The following is an 18,775-nucleotide window of genomic DNA, read 5'->3' on the forward strand; positions in this document are numbered from 1 at the left end:
ATGCCGGGCGACAACGTCACCGTTGCCGTTGAGCTGATCGTTCCGATCGCGATGGAAGAAAAGCTGCGCTTCGCGATCCGCGAAGGCGGCCGTACCGTCGGCGCAGGCATCGTTGCCTCGATCGTCGAGTAACGATCGGAAAGGCGATGCCGCAAGCTGCCGACGGCAGCAAAGAGGTGCAAATGGCGCGCAAGCGCGATTTGCACACGGCGCAGGCATCGTTGCCTCCATCGTCGAGTAATCTGCTGATTACAGATCAGTAGGAAGGCCCCGCTGGCGACAGCGGGGCTTTTTTTCGTTCAGGCGCCCAATAGGACCTCTTCGATGAAAATGCGCTTACCGCTGGTGTAAGCGTCCCAGTCGTTGCCTGCCTCTTCGGCGAGCCGCCTTTTCAGCGCCTCGTAGCGAGAGGCATGGTCTGGCCTTTCGCGCAGCCGGTCCCGGAACAGGAGCCGCGCAGCATGGGCGGCGTTGCCGTCCCCGCAGAGATAAAGCCGCGTGCCGTAGGGTTGCATGCTGGCTGTGAACGTCCAGAGGCCGCTTGCGTGCGGATCGCCGTGAAAGGTGAAGCCTGCGTTGCAAAGGCGGGCGCTGAGTTCCGGCAGCGCTCCCTCATCGGAAATCACCGCATCGATATCGATTTTGGTTTGGCCGCCAGGCCGGGCACGGCAGTGCTGCCGATGTGCTGGATCTCGTTGACGAAGGGTGAGAGCAGGGCGGTGATTGCGGGGGCCCGTTCTTCAAAGAGCGACGGCCAGCAGGAATCGTAATCGACCAATGTGATGCACGACATATGATTCGGCTCCCGCAAATTGCCGGCAGGATAGCGGGTCCTTGGCTACAGGCACTGCGGCAATTTCTGGCTTGCGTAGCAATGACTTGCTTCTCGTTCGGGAGGCGCAAGCCGGTGGGGCAGGGGGTGGATGCATTTGGATGAGGATTTTTTCGGATCTTCAGTGAAAGGTGCTTGTCATCCTCCTGCAAACTGAATATGAAGCCGCTGACTTGAGGCGGCGACACGTGTTGAACGAGGACGCAGCCGAATAGGGGTATAGCTCAGTTGGTAGAGCGGCGGTCTCCAAAACCGCAGGTCGGGGGTTCGAGCCCCTCTGCCCCTGCCACGTCTCTCGCGCTTGCATAAAGAATGAGAGATCGGCAGATTAAAGCTTAAGGACCGGTTATCCGGTCGACGAAATTCACAGAAAAGACTGATTGGCTCTTGTGGTTTTTAGAATCGGTCTTTATGTAGGGTCCAAACAGACACGCGGTGCGTGGGGCTGAATCATCGGCTTTACGCGCCGTAATGGCGTGAGCATTACATGGCATCCAAAACGAATCCGGTAACGTTTCTGCAGCAGGTTCGCTCCGAGACGTCGAAAGTGACTTGGCCCTCTCGGCGCGAGACGATGATCTCGACGCTGATGGTCTTTGTCATGGTCTTTTTTGCCGCTGCCTTCTTCTTTGCTGCGGACCAGTTGATGGGTTGGGCGATCGGCCTCATCCTCAACGTTGGCGCTTGATTGGGTGGAGGGTAGTATGGCTGCGCGCTGGTATATTGTTCACGCCTATTCGAACTTCGAAAAGAAGGTCGCTGAATCGATCGAGGAAAAGGCCAAGCAGAAGGGTCTCGAGCATCTGTTCGAGAAAATTCTTGTGCCGACCGAGAAGGTTGTCGAGGTGCGTCGTGGCCGTAAGGTCGACGCCGAGCGCAAGTTCTTCCCGGGCTATGTTCTGGTTCGCGCCAATCTGACGGATGAGGCATTCCACCTTATCAAGAACACGCCGAAAGTAACGGGTTTCCTCGGGACCGACAGCAAGCCGGTTCCGATTCCGGACCATGAGGCCGAGCGCATTCTCGGCCAGGTTCAGGACGGCGTCGAGCGTCCGAAGCCGTCGGTTTCGTTCGAGATCGGCGAGCAGGTTCGCGTTTCGGACGGTCCGTTCGCCTCGTTCAATGGCGTCGTTCAGGACGTCGACGAAGAGCGTTCGCGCCTCAAGGTCGAAGTTTCGATCTTCGGCCGCGCGACGCCGGTCGAACTGGAATACGGTCAGGTCGAGAAGGTCTGAGAAGATCTCAAGAGATAGAGCGGGTTACGGCCCGTTCTGGCGGAGAAATCCGCATGCGCGTGGAAGGGGGCTGGCCTTAGCCGGGTCGGATGTCCCGCACCACGCAACCGCAGCCGCCGATCCTTGGGGTCGGCAAAGGCCGGGCAACCGGCGCAACAGGTCCTCGAAGCGATCCGTCGCAAGGGGATTTTAGAAAAGGCAGAGAGAAATGGCTAAGAAAGTTGCAGGCCAGCTCAAGCTGCAGGTGAAGGCTGGGTCGGCCAATCCGTCCCCGCCGATCGGTCCTGCGCTTGGTCAGCGTGGCATTAACATCATGGAATTCTGCAAGGCGTTCAATGCCGCCACGCAGGAAATGGAAAAGGGTATGCCGATCCCGGTCGTCATCACCTATTACCAGGACAAGTCCTTCACTTTCGTCATGAAGCAGCCGCCGGTCAGCTACTTCCTGAAGAAGGAAGCGAAGATCCAGTCCGGTTCGAAGACCCCCGGCAAGGGCGGTTCGGCCGGCAAGCTCACCAAGGCTCAGATCAAGTCGATCGCCGAAGCCAAGATGAAGGATCTCAATGCTGCCGATATCGAAGGCGCAATGGCCATGATCGAGGGCTCTGCCCGCGCTATGGGCCTGGAAGTGGTAGGCTAAGACCATGGCGAAGATTGCAAAGCGTGTACAGAAGTCCCGCGAAGGCGTTGATCCGACGAAAATCTACGGCCTCACCGAGGCCGTCTCGATGGTCAAGGAACGTGCGACTGCCAAGTTCGACGAGACCATCGAAGTTGCGATGAACCTCGGCGTTGACCCGCGTCACGCCGACCAGATGGTCCGCGGCGTCGTCAACCTGCCGAACGGCACCGGCCGCTCGGTTCGCGTCGCTGTTTTCGCACGTGGCGCCAAGGCTGATGAAGCCAAGGCTGCCGGTGCTGACGTCGTTGGCGCAGAAGAGCTGGTCGAAATCGTTCAGGGCGGCAAGATCGATTTCGATCGCTGCATCGCCACCCCGGACATGATGCCGCTCGTCGGTCGTCTCGGTAAGGTTCTCGGCCCGCGTGGCATGATGCCGAACCCGAAGGTCGGCACGGTCACGATGGATGTCGCTGGTGCCGTCAAGGCATCCAAGGGCGGCGCCGTTGAGTTCCGCGTCGAGAAGGCCGGTATCGTTCACGCCGGCATCGGCAAGGCATCCTTCGATGCCAAGGCGCTGGAAGAAAACATCCGCGCTTTCGCTGATGCGGTGATCAAGGCGAAGCCGACGGGTGCCAAGGGCAACTACGTCAAGCGCGTCGCGATTTCGTCGACCATGGGCCCGGGCCTCAAGATCGACCCGGCTACGCTCAGCGTCGCCTAATGAATTTCGGGCTTCGGCCCGGAAATGAATTTCCGGCTCTTCGGGGCCGGAAATCCGGATTTCGATCCGGAACTCCTGTCCGAGATTGCGGGTGGTTTTACCTTAATCACTTCGGCCTGCATGAGACGGGTAAGATCTGAATTTCACCATGGCGCCGGAGGCGTCGAAATTCGGTTCGAACCTCGCTTGCCTTGTGTCAGACCCGGCTCTTCCGGGAACGCCAAGGGACAGGATCCTTAAGCGTTACGTGGGATCGAGCCTCGATCTCGGGTGACAAAGGCAAACCCGGCAGGGCTGCATTATTGCAACCCTGTCAACTGGAGACAGACAGTGGAAAGAGCGGAAAAACGCGAATTCGTCACGGAGCTGAACGAAGTCTTCAAGGCTTCCGGTTCGGTTGTCGTGGCCCACTATGCTGGTGTCACAGTTGCGCAGATGAACGACTTCCGTTCGAAGATGCGCGCTGCTGGCGGCACCGTCAAAGTCGCGAAAAACCGCCTGGCCAAGATCGCTCTTCAGGGCACCGAGTCGGAAGGGATGAGCAATCTCTTCAAGGGTCAGACGCTGATCGCATACAGCGAAGACCCGATCACGGCTCCTAAGGTCGTCATGGATTTCGCCAAGACCAACGACAAGCTCGTTGTTCTCGGTGGTGCCATGGGCACAACCACGCTCAACGCCGAAGCAGTCAAGTCGCTTGCGACCCTGCCTTCGCTCGACGAGCTGCGCGCAAAGCTGCTGGGCCTTCTCAATGCCCCGGCAACCCGCGTCGCAACGGTTGTTGCAGCACCGGCAAGCCAGCTTGCTCGCGTGTTCTCGGCCTATGCCAAGAAGGACGAAGCCGCCTAAGGCGGATTTTCGCTGTTGTATTTAAAACCAGTTCGAACCGAACAAAAGGAAAAGTAAAATGGCTGATCTCGCAAAGATCGTTGAAGACCTCTCCTCGCTGACCGTCCTGGAAGCTGCTGAGCTTTCCAAGCTGCTCGAAGAGAAGTGGGGCGTTTCGGCTGCTGCTCCGGTAGCTGTTGCTGTTGCTGGCGGCGCTGCCGGCGGTGCTGCTGCTGCTGCTGAAGAAGAAAAGACCGAGTTCGACGTTATCCTGGTTGACGCTGGCGCCAACAAGATCAACGTCATCAAGGAAGTCCGCGCTATCACCGGTCTCGGCCTCAAGGAAGCCAAGGACCTGGTCGAAGGCGCTCCGAAGGCGGTCAAGGAAGCAGTTTCCAAGGCTGAAGCTGCTGACCTCAAGAAGAAGCTCGAAGAAGCTGGCGCCAAGGTTGACGTCAAGTAATTCGGCTACATGCAAGGGGAGGTGGCCTTTTCAGGCCGCCTCTCTTTGACCGTTTTTAGAACATATTACCCAAAAGCCTGTCGAAAAACGGCTTTTGGGTAATGGGTTCTTCAAGAGGATGGTCTCGAACGGAAGGCAGCACAGCAATCCGCGCTGAGCGTTTTCCGTTAGCTGGACGAGATTGAACTACTCATTGATTGACGGGGTCGACTGGCCATCGGTTCCCGTCCGTTGCAGGCCCGGATGCAAGATTGACAAGGAGCGACGATGGCTCAGACCCTTTCGTTTAACGGTCGCAGGCGCGTACGCAAGTTTTTTGGTAAAATTCCAGAAGTCGCAGAAATGCCGAACCTCATCGAGGTTCAGAAGGCATCCTACGACCAGTTTCTGATGGTTGAAGAGCCCAAGGGCGGTCGCCCTGATGAAGGGCTCCAAGCTGTTTTCAAGTCCGTTTTCCCGATCAAGGATTTCTCGGGCGCATCGATGCTGGAATTCGTGTCCTACGAATTCGAGCCGCCGAAGTTCGACGTCGAGGAATGCCGCCAGCGTGATCTGACCTACGCAGCGCCGCTCAAGGTGACGCTGCGTCTCATCGTGTTCGATATCGACGAGGATACCGGCGCGAAGTCGATCAAGGACATCAAGGAACAGAACGTCTACATGGGCGATATGCCGCTCATGACCGACAACGGTACCTTCATCGTCAACGGCACCGAGCGCGTTATCGTTTCGCAGATGCACCGTTCGCCGGGCGTCTTCTTCGACCACGACAAGGGCAAGAGCCACTCGTCGGGCAAGCTTCTTTTCGCAGCGCGTGTCATTCCTTACCGCGGTTCCTGGCTCGACATCGAGTTTGACGCCAAGGACATCGTGCATGCCCGTATCGACCGCCGCCGCAAGATTCCGGTGACGTCGCTGCTTATGGCGCTCGGCATGGACGGCGAGGAAATCCTCGACACCTTCTACACCAAGTCGCTCTACCAGCGCGACGGCGAAGGCTGGCGCGTGCCGTTCCAGCCGGATGCGCTGAAGGGCCAGAAGGCGATCACCGAAATGGTCGACGCCGATACCGGCGAAGTCGTGGTCGAGGCCGGCAAGAAGCTGACCCCGCGTCTGCTTCGTCAGCTGCAGGAAAAGGGCCTGAAGGCACTCAAGGCGACCAACGACGATCTCTACGGCAACTACCTCGCCGAAGACGTTGTCAACTACGGCACCGGTGAGATCTACCTCGAAGCCGGCGACGAAATCGACGAGAAGACCCTCCCGGTCATCCTCTCGGCCGGTTTTGACGAAATCCCGGTTCTCGACATCGACCACATCAATGTCGGTGCCTACATCCGCAATACGCTTACGGCCGACAAGAACGAGAACCGTCAGGACGCCCTGTTCGACATCTACCGCGTCATGCGTCCGGGCGAACCGCCGACCATGGATTCTGCGGAAGCCATGTTCAACACGCTGTTCTTCGATGCGGAGCGTTACGACCTTTCCGCCGTCGGTCGCGTCAAGATGAATATGCGCCTCGACCTCGAGGTCGCCGACACCGTCCGTATCCTGCGCAAGGAAGACATCCTCGCTGTCGTCAAGATGCTCGTCGAGCTGCGTGACGGCAAGGGCGAGATCGACGACATCGACAACCTCGGCAACCGCCGTGTTCGTTCGGTCGGCGAACTCATGGAGAACCAGTACCGTCTCGGCCTGCTGCGCATGGAGCGCGCGATCAAGGAACGCATGTCCTCGATCGAGATCGACACGGTCATGCCGCAAGATCTGATCAACGCAAAGCCGGCAGCTGCCGCCGTTCGCGAATTCTTCGGCTCCTCGCAGCTGTCGCAGTTCATGGACCAGGTGAACCCGCTTTCGGAAATCACCCACAAGCGCCGTCTTTCGGCCCTTGGCCCGGGTGGTCTGACCCGCGAGCGCGCCGGCTTCGAAGTCCGCGACGTTCACCCGACCCACTACGGCCGTATTTGCCCGATCGAAACGCCGGAAGGCCCGAACATCGGTCTGATCAACTCGCTCGCAACCTTCGCCCGCGTCAACAAGTACGGCTTCATCGAAAGCCCGTACCGCAAGATCGTCGACGGCAAGGTGACGAACGACGTCGTCTACCTCTCGGCGATGGAAGAAGCGAAGTATCACGTCGCGCAGGCAAACTCGGTTCTCGAGAGCGATGGTTCGTTCGCTGAAGAGTTCGTTGTTTGCCGTCACTCCGGCGAAGTTATGCTGGCGCCGCGCGACAACATCAACCTGATGGACGTTTCGCCGAAGCAGCTCGTTTCGGTCGCCGCGGCGCTCATCCCGTTCCTTGAGAACGACGACGCCAACCGCGCACTGATGGGCTCGAACATGCAGCGTCAGGCCGTGCCGCTGCTGCGTGCAGAAGCTCCGTTCGTCGGCACCGGCATGGAGCCGGTCGTTGCCCGTGACTCCGGCGCTGCAATCGCAGCCCGTCGTGGCGGTGTCGTCGACCAGGTTGACGCGACCCGTATCGTTATCCGCGCCACCGAAGACCTCGATCCGTCGAAGTCGGGCGTCGATATCTACCGTCTGCAGAAGTTCCAGCGTTCGAACCAGAACACCTGCGTCAACCAGCGCCCGCTGGTGACCGTCGGTGACGTTCTGAACAAGGGCGACATCATCGCCGACGGTCCGTCGACCGATCTCGGTGACCTGGCTCTCGGCCGCAACGCGCTCGTCGCGTTCATGCCGTGGAACGGCTACAACTACGAAGACTCGATCCTGCTTTCCGAGCGGATCGTGCGTGACGACGTGTTCACCTCCATCCACATCGAAGAATTCGAAGTGATGGCGCGTGACACGAAGCTGGGTCCAGAAGAAATCACCCGCGACATTCCGAACGTTTCGGAAGAAGCGCTGCGCAATCTCGACGAAGCCGGTATCGTTTATATCGGTGCTGAGGTTCAGCCGGGTGACATTCTCGTCGGCAAGATCACGCCGAAGGGCGAAAGCCCGATGACGCCGGAAGAAAAGCTTCTGCGCGCCATCTTCGGCGAGAAGGCCTCCGACGTCCGCGACACCTCGATGCGTATGCCTCCGGGCACGTTCGGCACCGTCGTCGAAGTTCGCGTCTTCAACCGCCACGGCGTTGAGAAGGACGAACGCGCGATGGCGATCGAGCGCGAGGAAATCGAACGCCTCGCCAAGGACCGTGACGACGAGCAGGCGATCCTCGACCGCAACGTCTACGCACGTCTCGTGGACATGCTGCGTGGCCACACCGCCGTTGCCGGCCCGAAGGGCTTCAAGAAGGGCACCGAGCTTTCGAACCTCGTTGTCAGCGAATACCCCCGCTCGCAGTGGTGGATGTTCGCCGTCGAAGACGAAAAGGCTCAGGGCGAAATCGAAGCTCTGCGCGCCCAGTACGACGAATCCAAGTCGCGCCTTGAACAGCGCTTCATGGACAAGGTCGAAAAGGTCCAGCGCGGCGACGAAATGCCTCCGGGCGTCATGAAAATGGTCAAGGTCTTCGTCGCTGTTAAGCGCAAGATCCAGCCGGGCGACAAGATGGCCGGCCGTCACGGCAACAAGGGTGTCGTGTCGCGTATCGTGCCGATCGAAGACATGCCGTTCCTGGAAGACGGCACGCATGTCGACGTCGTTCTGAACCCGCTCGGCGTGCCTTCGCGCATGAACGTCGGCCAGATCCTCGAAACCCATCTTGGCTGGGCTTGCGCCGGCATGGGCAAGAAGATCGGCGCGATGCTCGATGCCTACAAGGCAGGCGCCGACATCCAGCCGCTGCGCGACACCATCGACAGCGTCATCGGGTCGGGTCCGAAGGGTGAGCCGATCAAGCAGTACGACGACGAGTCGATCGTGCGCCTGGCCGAACAGACCCGTCGCGGCGTCTCGATCGCTACGCCGGTCTTCGACGGTGCTGTCGAAGCCGACGTCAACGAGATGCTGGAGCAGGCGGGCCTGAAGGTAACCGGTCAGTCGACGCTTTACGACGGCCGTACCGGCGATCAGTTCGACCGTCAGGTGACCGTGGGCTACATCTACATGCTGAAGCTCAACCACCTGGTCGACGACAAGATCCACGCCCGTTCGATCGGCCCGTACTCGCTCGTCACCCAGCAGCCGCTGGGCGGTAAGGCGCAGTTCGGCGGTCAGCGCTTCGGGGAAATGGAGGTCTGGGCGCTGGAAGCTTACGGCGCGGCCTACACCCTGCAGGAAATGCTGACGGTCAAGTCGGACGACGTTGCCGGTCGTACCAAGGTCTACGAAGCGATCGTCCGTGGCGACGACACCTTCGAGGCGGGCATTCCGGAGAGCTTCAACGTTCTCGTCAAGGAAATGCGCTCGCTGGGCCTTTCGGTCGAGCTCGAAAACTCGAAGGTCGACGAGGCTGGCGCGGCACAGTTGCCGGACGCAGCCGAGTAACAGGACCCAAGGTGCGTGCCGCAATGCGGCGCGCACCGTTTCCGCCTGGAGACGGTGAGGTCTTCGGCAGGAACAGAGCCGCAGCCAATGCGGTTTTAGCTGTTTAAGGGGCAGGGGCCGGCGCCCGGGATTTTGCCGGCACCCTCGCCAAGCTCAGGGCGTAAAGCCCGTAAAGGAGACAGGCATGAACCAAGAGGTCATGAATCTTTTCAATCCGCAGGTGCCTGCACAGACCTTCGATTCCATCCGGATTTCGATCGCCTCGCCGGAGAAGATTCTTTCCTGGTCTTACGGTGAGATCAAGAAGCCGGAGACGATCAACTACCGCACGTTCAAGCCGGAACGCGACGGTCTGTTCTGCGCGCGCATCTTTGGCCCGATCAAGGACTACGAGTGCCTGTGCGGCAAGTACAAGCGCATGAAGTACAAGGGCATCATCTGCGAAAAGTGCGGCGTCGAAGTCACGCTGTCGCGCGTTCGCCGTGAGCGCATGGGCCATATCGAGCTCGCAGCTCCGGTTGCCCACATCTGGTTCCTGAAGTCGCTGCCGAGCCGTATCGCTACGCTGCTCGACATGACGCTGAAGGATGTCGAGCGCGTCCTCTACTTCGAAAACTACATCGTCACCGAGCCCGGTCTGACGTCGCTGAAGGAAAACCAGCTTCTCAGCGAAGAAGACTACATGCTCGCCGTCGACGAGTTCGGCGAAGACCAGTTCACCGCCATGATCGGCGCGGAAGCGATCTATGAGATGCTCGCTTCGATGAACCTGGAAAAGATCGCCGGCGATCTGCGTTCCGAGCTTGCAGAGACGACCTCGGATCTGAAGCAGAAGAAGCTGATGAAGCGCCTGAAGATCGTCGAGAACTTCATGGACTCCGGCAACCGGCCGGAATGGATGATCATGAAGGTCGTTCCGGTCATCCCGCCGGACCTGCGCCCGCTCGTCCCGCTCGATGGCGGCCGTTTCGCGACGTCGGATCTGAATGATCTCTATCGCCGCGTCATCAACCGTAACAACCGTCTGAAGCGCCTGATCGAACTGCGCGCTCCGGGCATCATCATCCGCAACGAAAAGCGCATGCTGCAGGAATCTGTCGATGCGCTGTTCGACAACGGCCGTCGTGGCCGCGTCATCACCGGTGCCAACAAGCGTCCGCTGAAGTCGCTGTCCGACATGCTGAAGGGCAAGCAGGGCCGCTTCCGTCAGAACCTGCTCGGCAAGCGCGTCGACTATTCCGGCCGTTCGGTCATCGTGACCGGTCCGGAACTGAAGCTGCACCAGTGCGGCCTGCCGAAGAAGATGGCGCTCGAGCTGTTCAAGCCGTTCATCTACGCTCGTCTTGACGCCAAGGGCTTCTCGTCCACCGTCAAGCAGGCGAAGAAGCTGGTCGAAAAGGAAAAGCCGGAAGTCTGGGATATCCTCGATGAGGTCATTCGCGAGCATCCGGTTCTGCTGAACCGCGCGCCGACGCTGCACCGCCTGGGCATCCAGGCCTTCGAACCGACGCTGGTCGAAGGCAAGGCGATCCAGCTGCACCCGCTTGTCTGCACGGCCTTCAACGCCGACTTCGACGGTGACCAGATGGCCGTTCACGTGCCGCTGTCGCTCGAAGCACAGCTCGAAGCCCGCGTGCTGATGATGTCGACGAACAACATTCTGCACCCGGCAAACGGCGCGCCGATCATCGTTCCGTCGCAGGACATGGTTCTGGGTCTCTACTACTTGTCGATCCTGAACCAGAACGAGCCGGGCGAAGGCATGGCGTTCTCGGACATGGGCGAGCTGCATCACGCGCTCGAAACCAAGGCCGTGACGCTGCACGCCAAGATCCGCGGCCGCTTCAAGACCGTCGATGCCGAGGGCAACCCGGTTTCGAAGATCTATGAAACGACACCAGGCCGCATGATCATCGGCGAACTGCTGCCGCGCAATGTCAACGTGCCGTTCGACACCTGCAACCAGGAAATGACCAAGAAGAACATCTCCAAGATGATCGACACGGTCTACCGTCATTGCGGCCAGAAGGACACGGTCATCTTCTGCGACCGCATCATGCAGCTCGGCTTTGCTCATGCCTGCCGCGCCGGCATTTCGTTCGGCAAGGACGACATGGTCATTCCGGACACCAAGGCGAAGATCGTCGGCGATACCGAAGCGCTGGTGAAGGAATACGAGCAGCAGTACAACGACGGTCTCATCACTCAGGGCGAAAAGTACAACAAGGTTGTCGACGCCTGGGGCAAGGCGACCGAAAAGGTCGCCGACGAGATGATGGCCCGCATTAAGGCGGTGGAGTTCGACGACAACGGCCGTCAGAAGCCGATGAACTCGATCTACATGATGTCGCACTCGGGTGCTCGTGGTTCTCCGAACCAGATGCGCCAGCTGGGCGGCATGCGCGGCCTCATGGCCAAACCGTCGGGCGAAATCATCGAGACGCCGATCATCTCGAACTTCAAGGAAGGCCTGACCGTTAACGAGTACTTCAACTCGACCCACGGTGCCCGTAAGGGTCTGGCCGACACCGCCTTGAAGACCGCGAACTCCGGTTACCTGACCCGTCGTCTCGTCGACGTCGCGCAGGATTGCATCGTCAACTCCGTCGATTGCGGCACCGAGAACGGCCTCACCATGACGGCGATCGTCGATGCCGGTCAGGTCGTGGCGTCGCTTGGCGCTCGTATTCTCGGCCGTACGGCTTTGGACGACATCGATCACCCGGTCACGGGCGCTCGCATCGTCGATGCCGGCCGGATGATCCTGGAGCCGGACGTCATCGAGATCGAGAAGGCTGGTATCCAGTCGATCCGCATCCGTTCGGCGCTGACTTGCGAAATCCAGACGGGCGTTTGCGGCGTCTGCTACGGCCGCGACCTGGCACGTGGTACGCCGGTCAACATGGGCGAAGCGGTTGGCGTTATCGCCGCACAGTCGATCGGTGAACCGGGCACCCAGCTCACCATGCGTACCTTCCACCTGGGTGGTACGGCGACCGTGGTTGACCAATCGTTCCTGGAAGCGTCGTACGAAGGTACCGTCCAGATCAAGAACCGCAACATGCTGCGCAACTCTGACGGCGTTCTCGTCGCGATGGGCCGCAACATGGCCGTCCAGATCCTGGACGAGCGTGGCGTCGAACGCTCCTCGCAGCGCGTCGCCTACGGCTCGAAGATCCTCGTCGACGATGGCGACAAGGTGAAGCGTGGCCAGCGTCTCGCTGAGTGGGACCCCTACACCCGTCCGATGATGACGGAAGTGGAAGGTACCGTTCACTTCGAAGACGTCGTCGACGGCATCTCCGTGCTCGAAGCGACCGACGAATCCACCGGCATCACCAAGCGTCAGGTTATCGATTGGCGTTCGACGCCGCGCGGTACCGACCTGAAGCCGGCGATCGTCATCAAGGACAAGAACGGCGCAGTCATGAAGCTGTCGCGTGGTGGTGACGCCCGCTTCATGCTTTCGGTTGACGCCATTCTGTCGGTTGAACCGGGCACGAAGGTTTCTCAGGGTGACGTGCTTGCACGTTCGCCGCTGGAAAGCGCCAAGACCAAGGACATCACCGGTGGTCTGCCGCGCGTTGCCGAACTGTTCGAAGCTCGTCGTCCGAAGGATCACGCCATCATCGCTGAGATCGATGGTACCGTCCGCTTCGGCCGCGACTACAAGAACAAGCGTCGCGTTCTGATCGAGCCGGCGGAAGACGGTGTCGAGCCGGTCGAGTACCTGATCCCGAAGGGCAAGCCCTTCCATCTTCAGGATGGCGACTACATCGAAAAGGGCGACTACATCCTCGACGGCAACCCGGCGCCGCACGACATTCTGGCGATCAAGGGCGTGGAAGCACTTGCTTCTTACCTCGTGAACGAAATCCAGGAAGTCTACCGACTGCAGGGCGTTGTCATCAACGACAAGCACATCGAGGTTATCGTCCGTCAGATGCTGCAGAAGGTTGAAATCACCGACGCCGGTGACTCGACCTACATCGTCGGCGACAATGTCGACCGGATCGAGCTGGAAGACGTCAACGACGCGCTGATTGCCGAAGGCAAGAAGCCGGCTTACGGCGATCCGGTTCTGCTCGGTATCACCAAGGCATCGCTACAGACGCCGTCGTTCATCTCGGCAGCTTCGTTCCAGGAAACCACCAAGGTCCTGACCGAAGCGGCGATCGCCGGCAAGACGGACGGCCTGCAGGGCCTGAAGGAAAACGTCATCGTCGGCCGTCTGATCCCGGCCGGTACCGGTGGCACGATGACCCAGATCCGTCGCATCGCAACCGCGCGCGACGAGATGATCCTGGAAGAGCGTCGTCGCGGCACCGGTGCGGATGTCGCAACGCCGATGCTTGCCGACCTCGCCAGCGAGAACGCGGCAGCCGAGTAATTGGGGGAGGGCGAGCCTCGCCCCCTCTAACCCATAAAAAGAAGAAGCCGCCGAGAGCGATCTCGGCGGCTTCTTCGTCTTTCCTCTTTGCGCGCCACCGGGGGCGGGCGAAATCGTCTCCTGGCGGCTCAGCTGAAGCGGATGATCGCCACTTCGCCTTCAAGCGCACCCTGATAGGCCGAAGCGTGCGGTTCGTCGCTCGGGATATCGGTCAATGTGCCGATCTGGTCCAGGTCGGCCTCCAGAAATCCCTCTTCGGCCAGGGCGTTCAGCGCTTCACGGACGGCCGTGTCGTCGTCGGGTGCCTTGAGCATTACGTGAATGTCCACGCCATCTTCGTCGCCGTCGGTCTCATAGGCCTTGCCGATGATGATGAACACCATCGGTTCGTCCGGGGCATTGTCGTTGTCTGGGGTGACGGCCATTTAGTTTCCTTTCGATTGGCTAAGGCGACCTTAGCGCCCTTTTTGACCGAGTGCGACGGAAATACAATGCTGCTTGATGATGCCGACCAGGGCCCGACTCAAAGTCGGTGGAAAACACGCAGCAAGTGGTTGCCGATTCCTTAACTCTGTCGGACACTCTGGATCTCAAAGGGTGAAACGCGCCAGCGCATGGTGCCAAACCATGTGCAAAAGCCTTGTTTTTCAGGCATGTCAGGGCTGGGCGAGACAGAATATTTCTTAATTGCCCTTGACTGTTCGCCTTGAAATCAGTACACCCCGCCGCATCGGAGCCCATGTGAGGCTGGCTGGTTCGGAACGTCGCGTTCTGGAGTTCGCCTCAAACAAGGTTCGAAACGCACGCCGACGACTACAATGCTGCACGCATGACGCGCACGATAGTGCGTCCTCTGCTTTATTTGGGGCCATCTGCGGAAAAGGCGGATCGGCCCTTGTTTTGCGCATTTCATGAGGCGTTCGACATCGCCGGCGACGGCAACGATCCGCCCGTAAGGGTAACGTGACAAGATTTTGCAAGGGATGGGTATATGCCTACCGTAAACCAGCTGATCCGTAAGCCTCGTCAGGCGCAGGTTAAGCGCAATAAGGTTCCTGCTCTGCAGGAAAACCCGCAGAAGCGTGGCGTTTGCACCCGCGTTTACACGACGACCCCGAAGAAGCCGAACTCGGCTCTGCGTAAGGTCGCAAAGATTCGCCTGACGAACGGCTTCGAAGTCATCGGCTACATTCCCGGTGAAGGCCACAACCTTCAGGAGCACTCCGTCGTCATGATCCGCGGCGGCCGCGTAAAGGACCTTCCGGGCGTTCGTTACCACATCATCCGTGGTGTTCTCGATACGCAGGGCGTCAAGAACCGCAAGCAGCGCCGTTCGAAGTATGGTGCAAAGCGTCCGAAGTAATTCGGTTTTGAAAATCCCGGCGCTGCGCGAGGTCCTCCGCGTGGTAAAGCGCTGAAACAGTTTGAAGAGACGAGAAGTATGTCCCGACGTCATAAAGCAGAAAAGCGCGAGATCAATCCGGATCCGAAGTTCGGTGATCTGGTTGTCACGAAGTTCATGAACGCCATCATGCTGCACGGCAAGAAGTCCGTTGCGGAAAGCATTGTTTACGGCGCATTCGATGCGGTTCAGGTGAAGCTGAAGCAGGAGCCGATCACCGTGTTCCACTCTGCGCTCGACAACATTGCTCCGCATGTTGAAGTGCGTTCGCGCCGCGTCGGTGGTGCTACTTACCAGGTTCCGGTCGATGTTCGTCCGGAGCGTCGCCAGGCCCTCGCCATCCGTTGGTTGATTGCGGCCGCACGCAAGCGTAACGAAACGACCATGGTTGATCGCCTCTGCGGCGAACTCATGGACGCAGCGAACAACCGTGGTAGCGCCGTGAAGAAGCGCGAAGACACGCACAAGATGGCCGATGCCAACCGTGCGTTCTCGCATTATCGCTGGTAATCTGGCGCGAACGTCTCGAGAGGCAGTCCACTATGGCACGCGAATACAAAATCGAAGATTACCGTAATTTCGGTATCATGGCGCACATCGACGCTGGCAAGACCACGACGACCGAGCGCATCCTCTACTACACCGGCAAGTCCCACAAGATCGGCGAAGTCCACGACGGCGCTGCGACCATGGACTGGATGGAGCAGGAGCAGGAACGCGGCATCACCATCACCTCTGCTGCCACGACCACCTTCTGGAAGGGCCGTGACGGCAAGACCCGCCGCTTCAACATCATCGACACCCCCGGCCACGTTGACTTCACCATCGAAGTCGAGCGTTCGCTGCGCGTTCTCGACGGTGCAATTGCGCTTCTCGACGCCAACGCTGGTGTTGAGCCTCAGACGGAAACCGTCTGGCGTCAGGCTGAGAAGTACAACGTTCCGCGCATGATCTTCTGCAACAAGATGGACAAGACCGGCGCGGACTTCTACCGCTCGGTCGAGATGATCAAGACCCGTCTCGGTGCGACCGCGGTTGTCATGCAGCTGCCGATCGGCGCTGAAACCGAATTCAAGGGCGTTATCGATCTGATCGAGATGAACGCTCTCGTCTGGCGCGACGAGTCCCTCGGCGCTCAGTGGGACGTTGTCGAAATCCCTGATGACCTGAAGGATAAGGCTGAAGAATATCGCGAAAAGCTGATCGAGACCGTTGTCGAGATCGACGAAGCTGCGATGGAAGCCTACCTCGAAGGCAACATGCCCTCGAACGACAAGATTCGCGAACTCGTTCGCCGCGGCACCATCGACGTGAAGTTCCACCCGATGTTCTGCGGTACCGCGTTCAAGAACAAGGGCGTTCAGCCGCTTCTCGACGCCGTTGTTGACTACCTGCCGTCGCCGCTCGACATTCCGGCGATCAAGGGTATCGACGCCAAGACCGAAGCCGAGATCGAGCGTCACGCTGATGATGCCGAGCCGCTTTCGATGCTTGCGTTCAAGATCATGAACGACCCCTTCGTCGGTTCGCTCACCTTTGCGCGTATCTACTCGGGCAAGCTCGAAAAGGGCTCGTCGGTCATGAACACGGTCAAGGACAAGCGCGAGCGCGTCGGCCGCATGCTGCAGATGCACTCCAACAGCCGTGAAGACATCGAAGAAGCCTTTGCAGGCGACATCGTTGCTCTGGCTGGCCTCAAGGAAACCACCACGGGTGACACGCTCTGCGACCCGCTGAAGCCGGTTATCCTCGAGCGCATGGAGTTCCCCGAGCCGGTCATCCAGATCGCGATCGAGCCGAAGTCCAAGGGCGACCAGGAAAAGATGGGCCTCGCGCTCAACCGCCTGGCAGCTGAAGATCCGTCGTTCCGCGTCAAGACCGATCAGGAATCCGGCCAGACGATCATCGCCGGCATGGGCGAACTTCACCTCGACATCATCGTCGACCGTATGCGTCGCGAGTTCAAGGTTGAAGCAAACGTCGGTGCCCCGCAGGTTGCTTACCGCGAAACCATCACGCGTCAGCACGAAGAAGACTACACGCACAAGAAGCAGTCCGGTGGTACCGGTCAGTTCGCACGCGTCAAGATCGTCTTCGAACCGAACCCGGACGGCGAAGACTTCAAGTTCGAATCCAAGATCGTCGGTGGTGCTGTTCCGAAGGAATACATCCCGGGCGTTCAGAAGGGCATCGAAAGCGTTCTGTCTTCGGGTCCGCTCGCCGGCTTCCCGATGCTGGGCGTCAAGGCGACGCTCATCGACGGTGCCTTCCACGACGTCGACTCGTCGGTTCTGGCCTTCGAAATCGCATCGCGTGCTTGCTTCCGTGAAGCGGCCAAGAAGGCTGGCGCACAGCTTCTCGAGCCGATGATGAAGGTCGAGGTCGTAACGCCGGAAGATTACGTCGGTGACGTGATCGGCGACCTGAACTCTCGCCGTGGCCAGATCCAGGGCCAGGAATCGCGTGGCGTTGCTGTCGTTATCGCCGCAAACGTCCCGCTGGCGAACATGTTCAAGTACGTCGACAACCTGCGCTCCATGTCTCAGGGCCGCGCGCAGTACACGATGACCTTCGATCACTACGCGCCGGTTCCGTCGAACGTCGCACAGGAAATCCAGGCGAAGTATTCCGGTCAGAAGTGACCGGAATACCCATACGCTGACAGAAGATAAGAGTTTTCCCCGGTAGGGGATAGAAAACGGAGAGCCGGAAATGGCAAAGAGCAAATTTGAGCGCAACAAGCCGCACGTTAACATTGGCACGATTGGCCACGTTGACCATGGCAAGACGTCGCTGACTGCAGCGATCACGAAGTACTTCGGCGAGTTCAAGGCGTATGACCAGATCGACGCCGCTCCGGAAGAGAAGGCTCGTGGTATCACGATTTCGACGGCGCACGTTGAGTATGAGACGCCGAACCGTCACTACGCTCACGTTGACTGCCCCGGCCACGCCGACTACGTCAAGAACATGATCACCGGTGCGGCGCAGATGGACGGCGCGATCCTGGTTTGCTCGGCTGCTGACGGCCCGATGCCGCAGACCCGCGAGCACATCCTGCTTGCTCGCCAGGTTGGCGTTCCGGCGATCGTCGTGTTCCTCAACAAGGTCGACCAGGTTGACGACGCCGAGCTTCTCGAGCTCGTCGAGCTTGAAGTTCGCGAACTTCTGTCGTCCTACGAATTCCCGGGCGACGACATTCCGATCATCAAGGGCTCGGCACTTGCTGCGCTTGAAGATTCGGACAAGAAGATCGGCGAAGACGCGATCCGCGAGCTGATGGCCGCTGTTGACGCCTACATCCCGACGCCTGAGCGTCCGATCGACCAGCCGTTCCTGATGCCGATCGAAGACGTGTTCTCGATCTCGGGCCGTGGTACGGTTGTGACCGGTCGCGTTGAGCGCGGCATCGTCAAGGTCGGCGAAGAAGTTGAAATCGTCGGCATCCGCGACACGTCGAAGACGACGGTTACGGGCGTTGAAATGTTCCGCAAGCTGCTCGACCAGGGCCAGGCCGGCGACAACATCGGCGCGCTGATCCGTGGTGTTAACCGTGACGGCGTTGAGCGTGGCCAGATCCTGTGCAAGCCGGGTTCGGTCAAGCCGCACAAGAAGTTCATGGCCGAAGCCTACATCCTGACGAAGGAAGAAGGCGGCCGTCATACGCCGTTCTTCACCAACTACCGTCCGCAGTTCTACTTCCGCACGACGGACGTGACGGGCATCGTCACGCTGCCGGAAGGCACGGAAATGGTCATGCCGGGCGACAACGTCACCGTTGCCGTTGAGCTGATCGTTCCGATCGCGATGGAAGAAAAGCTGCGCTTCGCGATCCGCGAAGGCGGCCGTACCGTCGGCGCAGGCATCGTTGCCTC

At 59.6% G+C, this 18,775-nt stretch carries 13 protein-coding genes, 1 tRNA gene and 2 pseudogenes; 14 read left to right on the plus strand and 2 right to left on the minus strand.

Annotated elements, in window-relative coordinates; all coding sequences use genetic code 11:
* Positions 1 to 132: pseudogene (gene tuf / locus BBX50_RS29525) on the plus strand (elongation factor Tu); the annotation flags it as partial.
* A 167-nt stretch (positions 133 to 299) separates the two neighbouring features.
* Here tuf (BBX50_RS29525) and BBX50_RS23860 read toward each other — a convergent pair.
* Positions 300 to 793 (minus strand): annotated as a pseudogene (locus BBX50_RS23860) (GrpB family protein).
* Between the two features lie 252 nt (positions 794 to 1,045).
* Here BBX50_RS23860 and BBX50_RS23865 point away from each other — a divergent pair.
* The 9 genes from BBX50_RS23865 (at position 1,046) to rpoC (ending at position 13,498) form a co-directional block, all read left to right on the plus strand.
* Positions 1,046 to 1,121: transfer RNA gene (locus tag BBX50_RS23865), tRNA-Trp, on the plus strand.
* Between the two features lie 198 nt (positions 1,122 to 1,319).
* Positions 1,320 to 1,520: a preprotein translocase subunit SecE gene (gene secE / locus BBX50_RS23870; RefSeq protein ID WP_034795473.1), complete on the plus strand. Its 201-nt coding sequence runs from the start codon at positions 1,320 to 1,322 to the stop codon at positions 1,518 to 1,520.
* Between the two features lie 16 nt (positions 1,521 to 1,536).
* A complete protein-coding gene (gene nusG / locus BBX50_RS23875) occupies positions 1,537 to 2,067 on the plus strand; it encodes a transcription termination/antitermination protein NusG (protein WP_034795476.1) in 531 nt (176 codons plus the stop codon).
* Between the two features lie 208 nt (positions 2,068 to 2,275).
* Positions 2,276 to 2,707 carry a 50S ribosomal protein L11 gene (gene rplK / locus BBX50_RS23880; protein ID WP_043626293.1) on the plus strand — a complete coding sequence of 144 codons (432 nt, stop codon included), beginning with the start codon at positions 2,276 to 2,278 and terminating at the stop codon, positions 2,705 to 2,707.
* Between the two features lie 4 nt (positions 2,708 to 2,711).
* Positions 2,712 to 3,410, plus strand: coding sequence for a 50S ribosomal protein L1 (rplA, locus tag BBX50_RS23885; RefSeq protein WP_057252169.1), 699 nt, complete (start codon positions 2,712 to 2,714; stop codon positions 3,408 to 3,410).
* 330 nt (positions 3,411 to 3,740) lie between these two features.
* The gene (gene rplJ / locus BBX50_RS23890; protein WP_057252170.1) at positions 3,741 to 4,259 is read left to right on the plus strand and encodes a 50S ribosomal protein L10; all 519 of its coding nucleotides are present in this window, start codon (positions 3,741 to 3,743) and stop codon (positions 4,257 to 4,259) included.
* Between the two features lie 58 nt (positions 4,260 to 4,317).
* Positions 4,318 to 4,701 (plus strand): 50S ribosomal protein L7/L12, encoded by a 384-nt coding sequence (gene rplL, locus BBX50_RS23895; RefSeq protein WP_065777801.1) that lies wholly within the window; start codon positions 4,318 to 4,320, stop codon positions 4,699 to 4,701.
* A 267-nt stretch (positions 4,702 to 4,968) separates the two neighbouring features.
* Entirely contained in the window at positions 4,969 to 9,108 is a 4,140-nt protein-coding gene (rpoB, locus tag BBX50_RS23900; protein ID WP_065777802.1) for a DNA-directed RNA polymerase subunit beta, read from the plus strand.
* 184 nt (positions 9,109 to 9,292) lie between these two features.
* Complete coding sequence (gene rpoC, locus BBX50_RS23905; RefSeq protein WP_065777803.1) at positions 9,293 to 13,498, plus strand: DNA-directed RNA polymerase subunit beta'; 4,206 nt, start codon at positions 9,293 to 9,295, stop codon at positions 13,496 to 13,498.
* A 128-nt stretch (positions 13,499 to 13,626) separates the two neighbouring features.
* Here the strand turns inward: rpoC and BBX50_RS23910 are convergent, their stop codons facing one another.
* A complete protein-coding gene (locus tag BBX50_RS23910) occupies positions 13,627 to 13,923 on the minus strand; it encodes a transcriptional regulator (protein ID WP_065777804.1) in 297 nt (98 codons plus the stop codon).
* Positions 13,924 to 14,489: 566 nt separating this feature from the next.
* Between BBX50_RS23910 and rpsL the strand changes: the two genes are divergently transcribed.
* The 4 genes from rpsL to tuf (BBX50_RS23930) form a co-directional block, all read left to right on the plus strand.
* Positions 14,490 to 14,861 (plus strand): 30S ribosomal protein S12, encoded by a 372-nt coding sequence (gene rpsL, locus BBX50_RS23915; protein ID WP_003507760.1) that lies wholly within the window; start codon positions 14,490 to 14,492, stop codon positions 14,859 to 14,861.
* Between the two features lie 78 nt (positions 14,862 to 14,939).
* Positions 14,940 to 15,410: a 30S ribosomal protein S7 gene (gene rpsG / locus BBX50_RS23920; RefSeq protein ID WP_057252175.1), complete on the plus strand. Its 471-nt coding sequence runs from the start codon at positions 14,940 to 14,942 to the stop codon at positions 15,408 to 15,410.
* A gap of 32 nt (positions 15,411 to 15,442) precedes the next feature.
* Positions 15,443 to 17,542: an elongation factor G gene (gene fusA, locus BBX50_RS23925; RefSeq protein WP_065777805.1), complete on the plus strand. Its 2,100-nt coding sequence runs from the start codon at positions 15,443 to 15,445 to the stop codon at positions 17,540 to 17,542.
* A 70-nt stretch (positions 17,543 to 17,612) separates the two neighbouring features.
* A partial coding sequence (gene tuf / locus BBX50_RS23930) for an elongation factor Tu (RefSeq protein WP_065777806.1) occupies positions 17,613 to 18,775 on the plus strand: 1,163 nt, incomplete at its 3' end.

This window comes from Ensifer sp. LC11 (assembly GCF_001695835.1).
Taxonomy (GTDB): domain Bacteria; phylum Pseudomonadota; class Alphaproteobacteria; order Rhizobiales; family Rhizobiaceae; genus Ensifer.

What these genes read in the sequence shown, in the direction of transcription:
- secE (WP_034795473.1), top strand. Translation starts at nt 1,320, where the DNA reads ATGGCATCCAAAACGAATCCGGTAACGTTTCTGCAGCAGGTTCGCTCC.
- nusG (WP_034795476.1), top strand. Translation starts at nt 1,537, where the DNA reads ATGGCTGCGCGCTGGTATATTGTTCACGCCTATTCGAACTTCGAAAAG.
- rplK (WP_043626293.1), top strand. Translation starts at nt 2,276, where the DNA reads ATGGCTAAGAAAGTTGCAGGCCAGCTCAAGCTGCAGGTGAAGGCTGGG.
- rplA (WP_057252169.1), top strand. Translation starts at nt 2,712, where the DNA reads ATGGCGAAGATTGCAAAGCGTGTACAGAAGTCCCGCGAAGGCGTTGAT.
- rplL (WP_065777801.1), top strand. Translation starts at nt 4,318, where the DNA reads ATGGCTGATCTCGCAAAGATCGTTGAAGACCTCTCCTCGCTGACCGTC.
- rpoB (WP_065777802.1), top strand. Translation starts at nt 4,969, where the DNA reads ATGGCTCAGACCCTTTCGTTTAACGGTCGCAGGCGCGTACGCAAGTTT.
- rpoC (WP_065777803.1), top strand. Translation starts at nt 9,293, where the DNA reads ATGAACCAAGAGGTCATGAATCTTTTCAATCCGCAGGTGCCTGCACAG.
- BBX50_RS23910 (WP_065777804.1), bottom strand. Translation starts at nt 13,923, where the DNA reads ATGGCCGTCACCCCAGACAACGACAATGCCCCGGACGAACCGATGGTG.
- rpsL (WP_003507760.1), top strand. Translation starts at nt 14,490, where the DNA reads ATGCCTACCGTAAACCAGCTGATCCGTAAGCCTCGTCAGGCGCAGGTT.
- rpsG (WP_057252175.1), top strand. Translation starts at nt 14,940, where the DNA reads ATGTCCCGACGTCATAAAGCAGAAAAGCGCGAGATCAATCCGGATCCG.
- fusA (WP_065777805.1), top strand. Translation starts at nt 15,443, where the DNA reads ATGGCACGCGAATACAAAATCGAAGATTACCGTAATTTCGGTATCATG.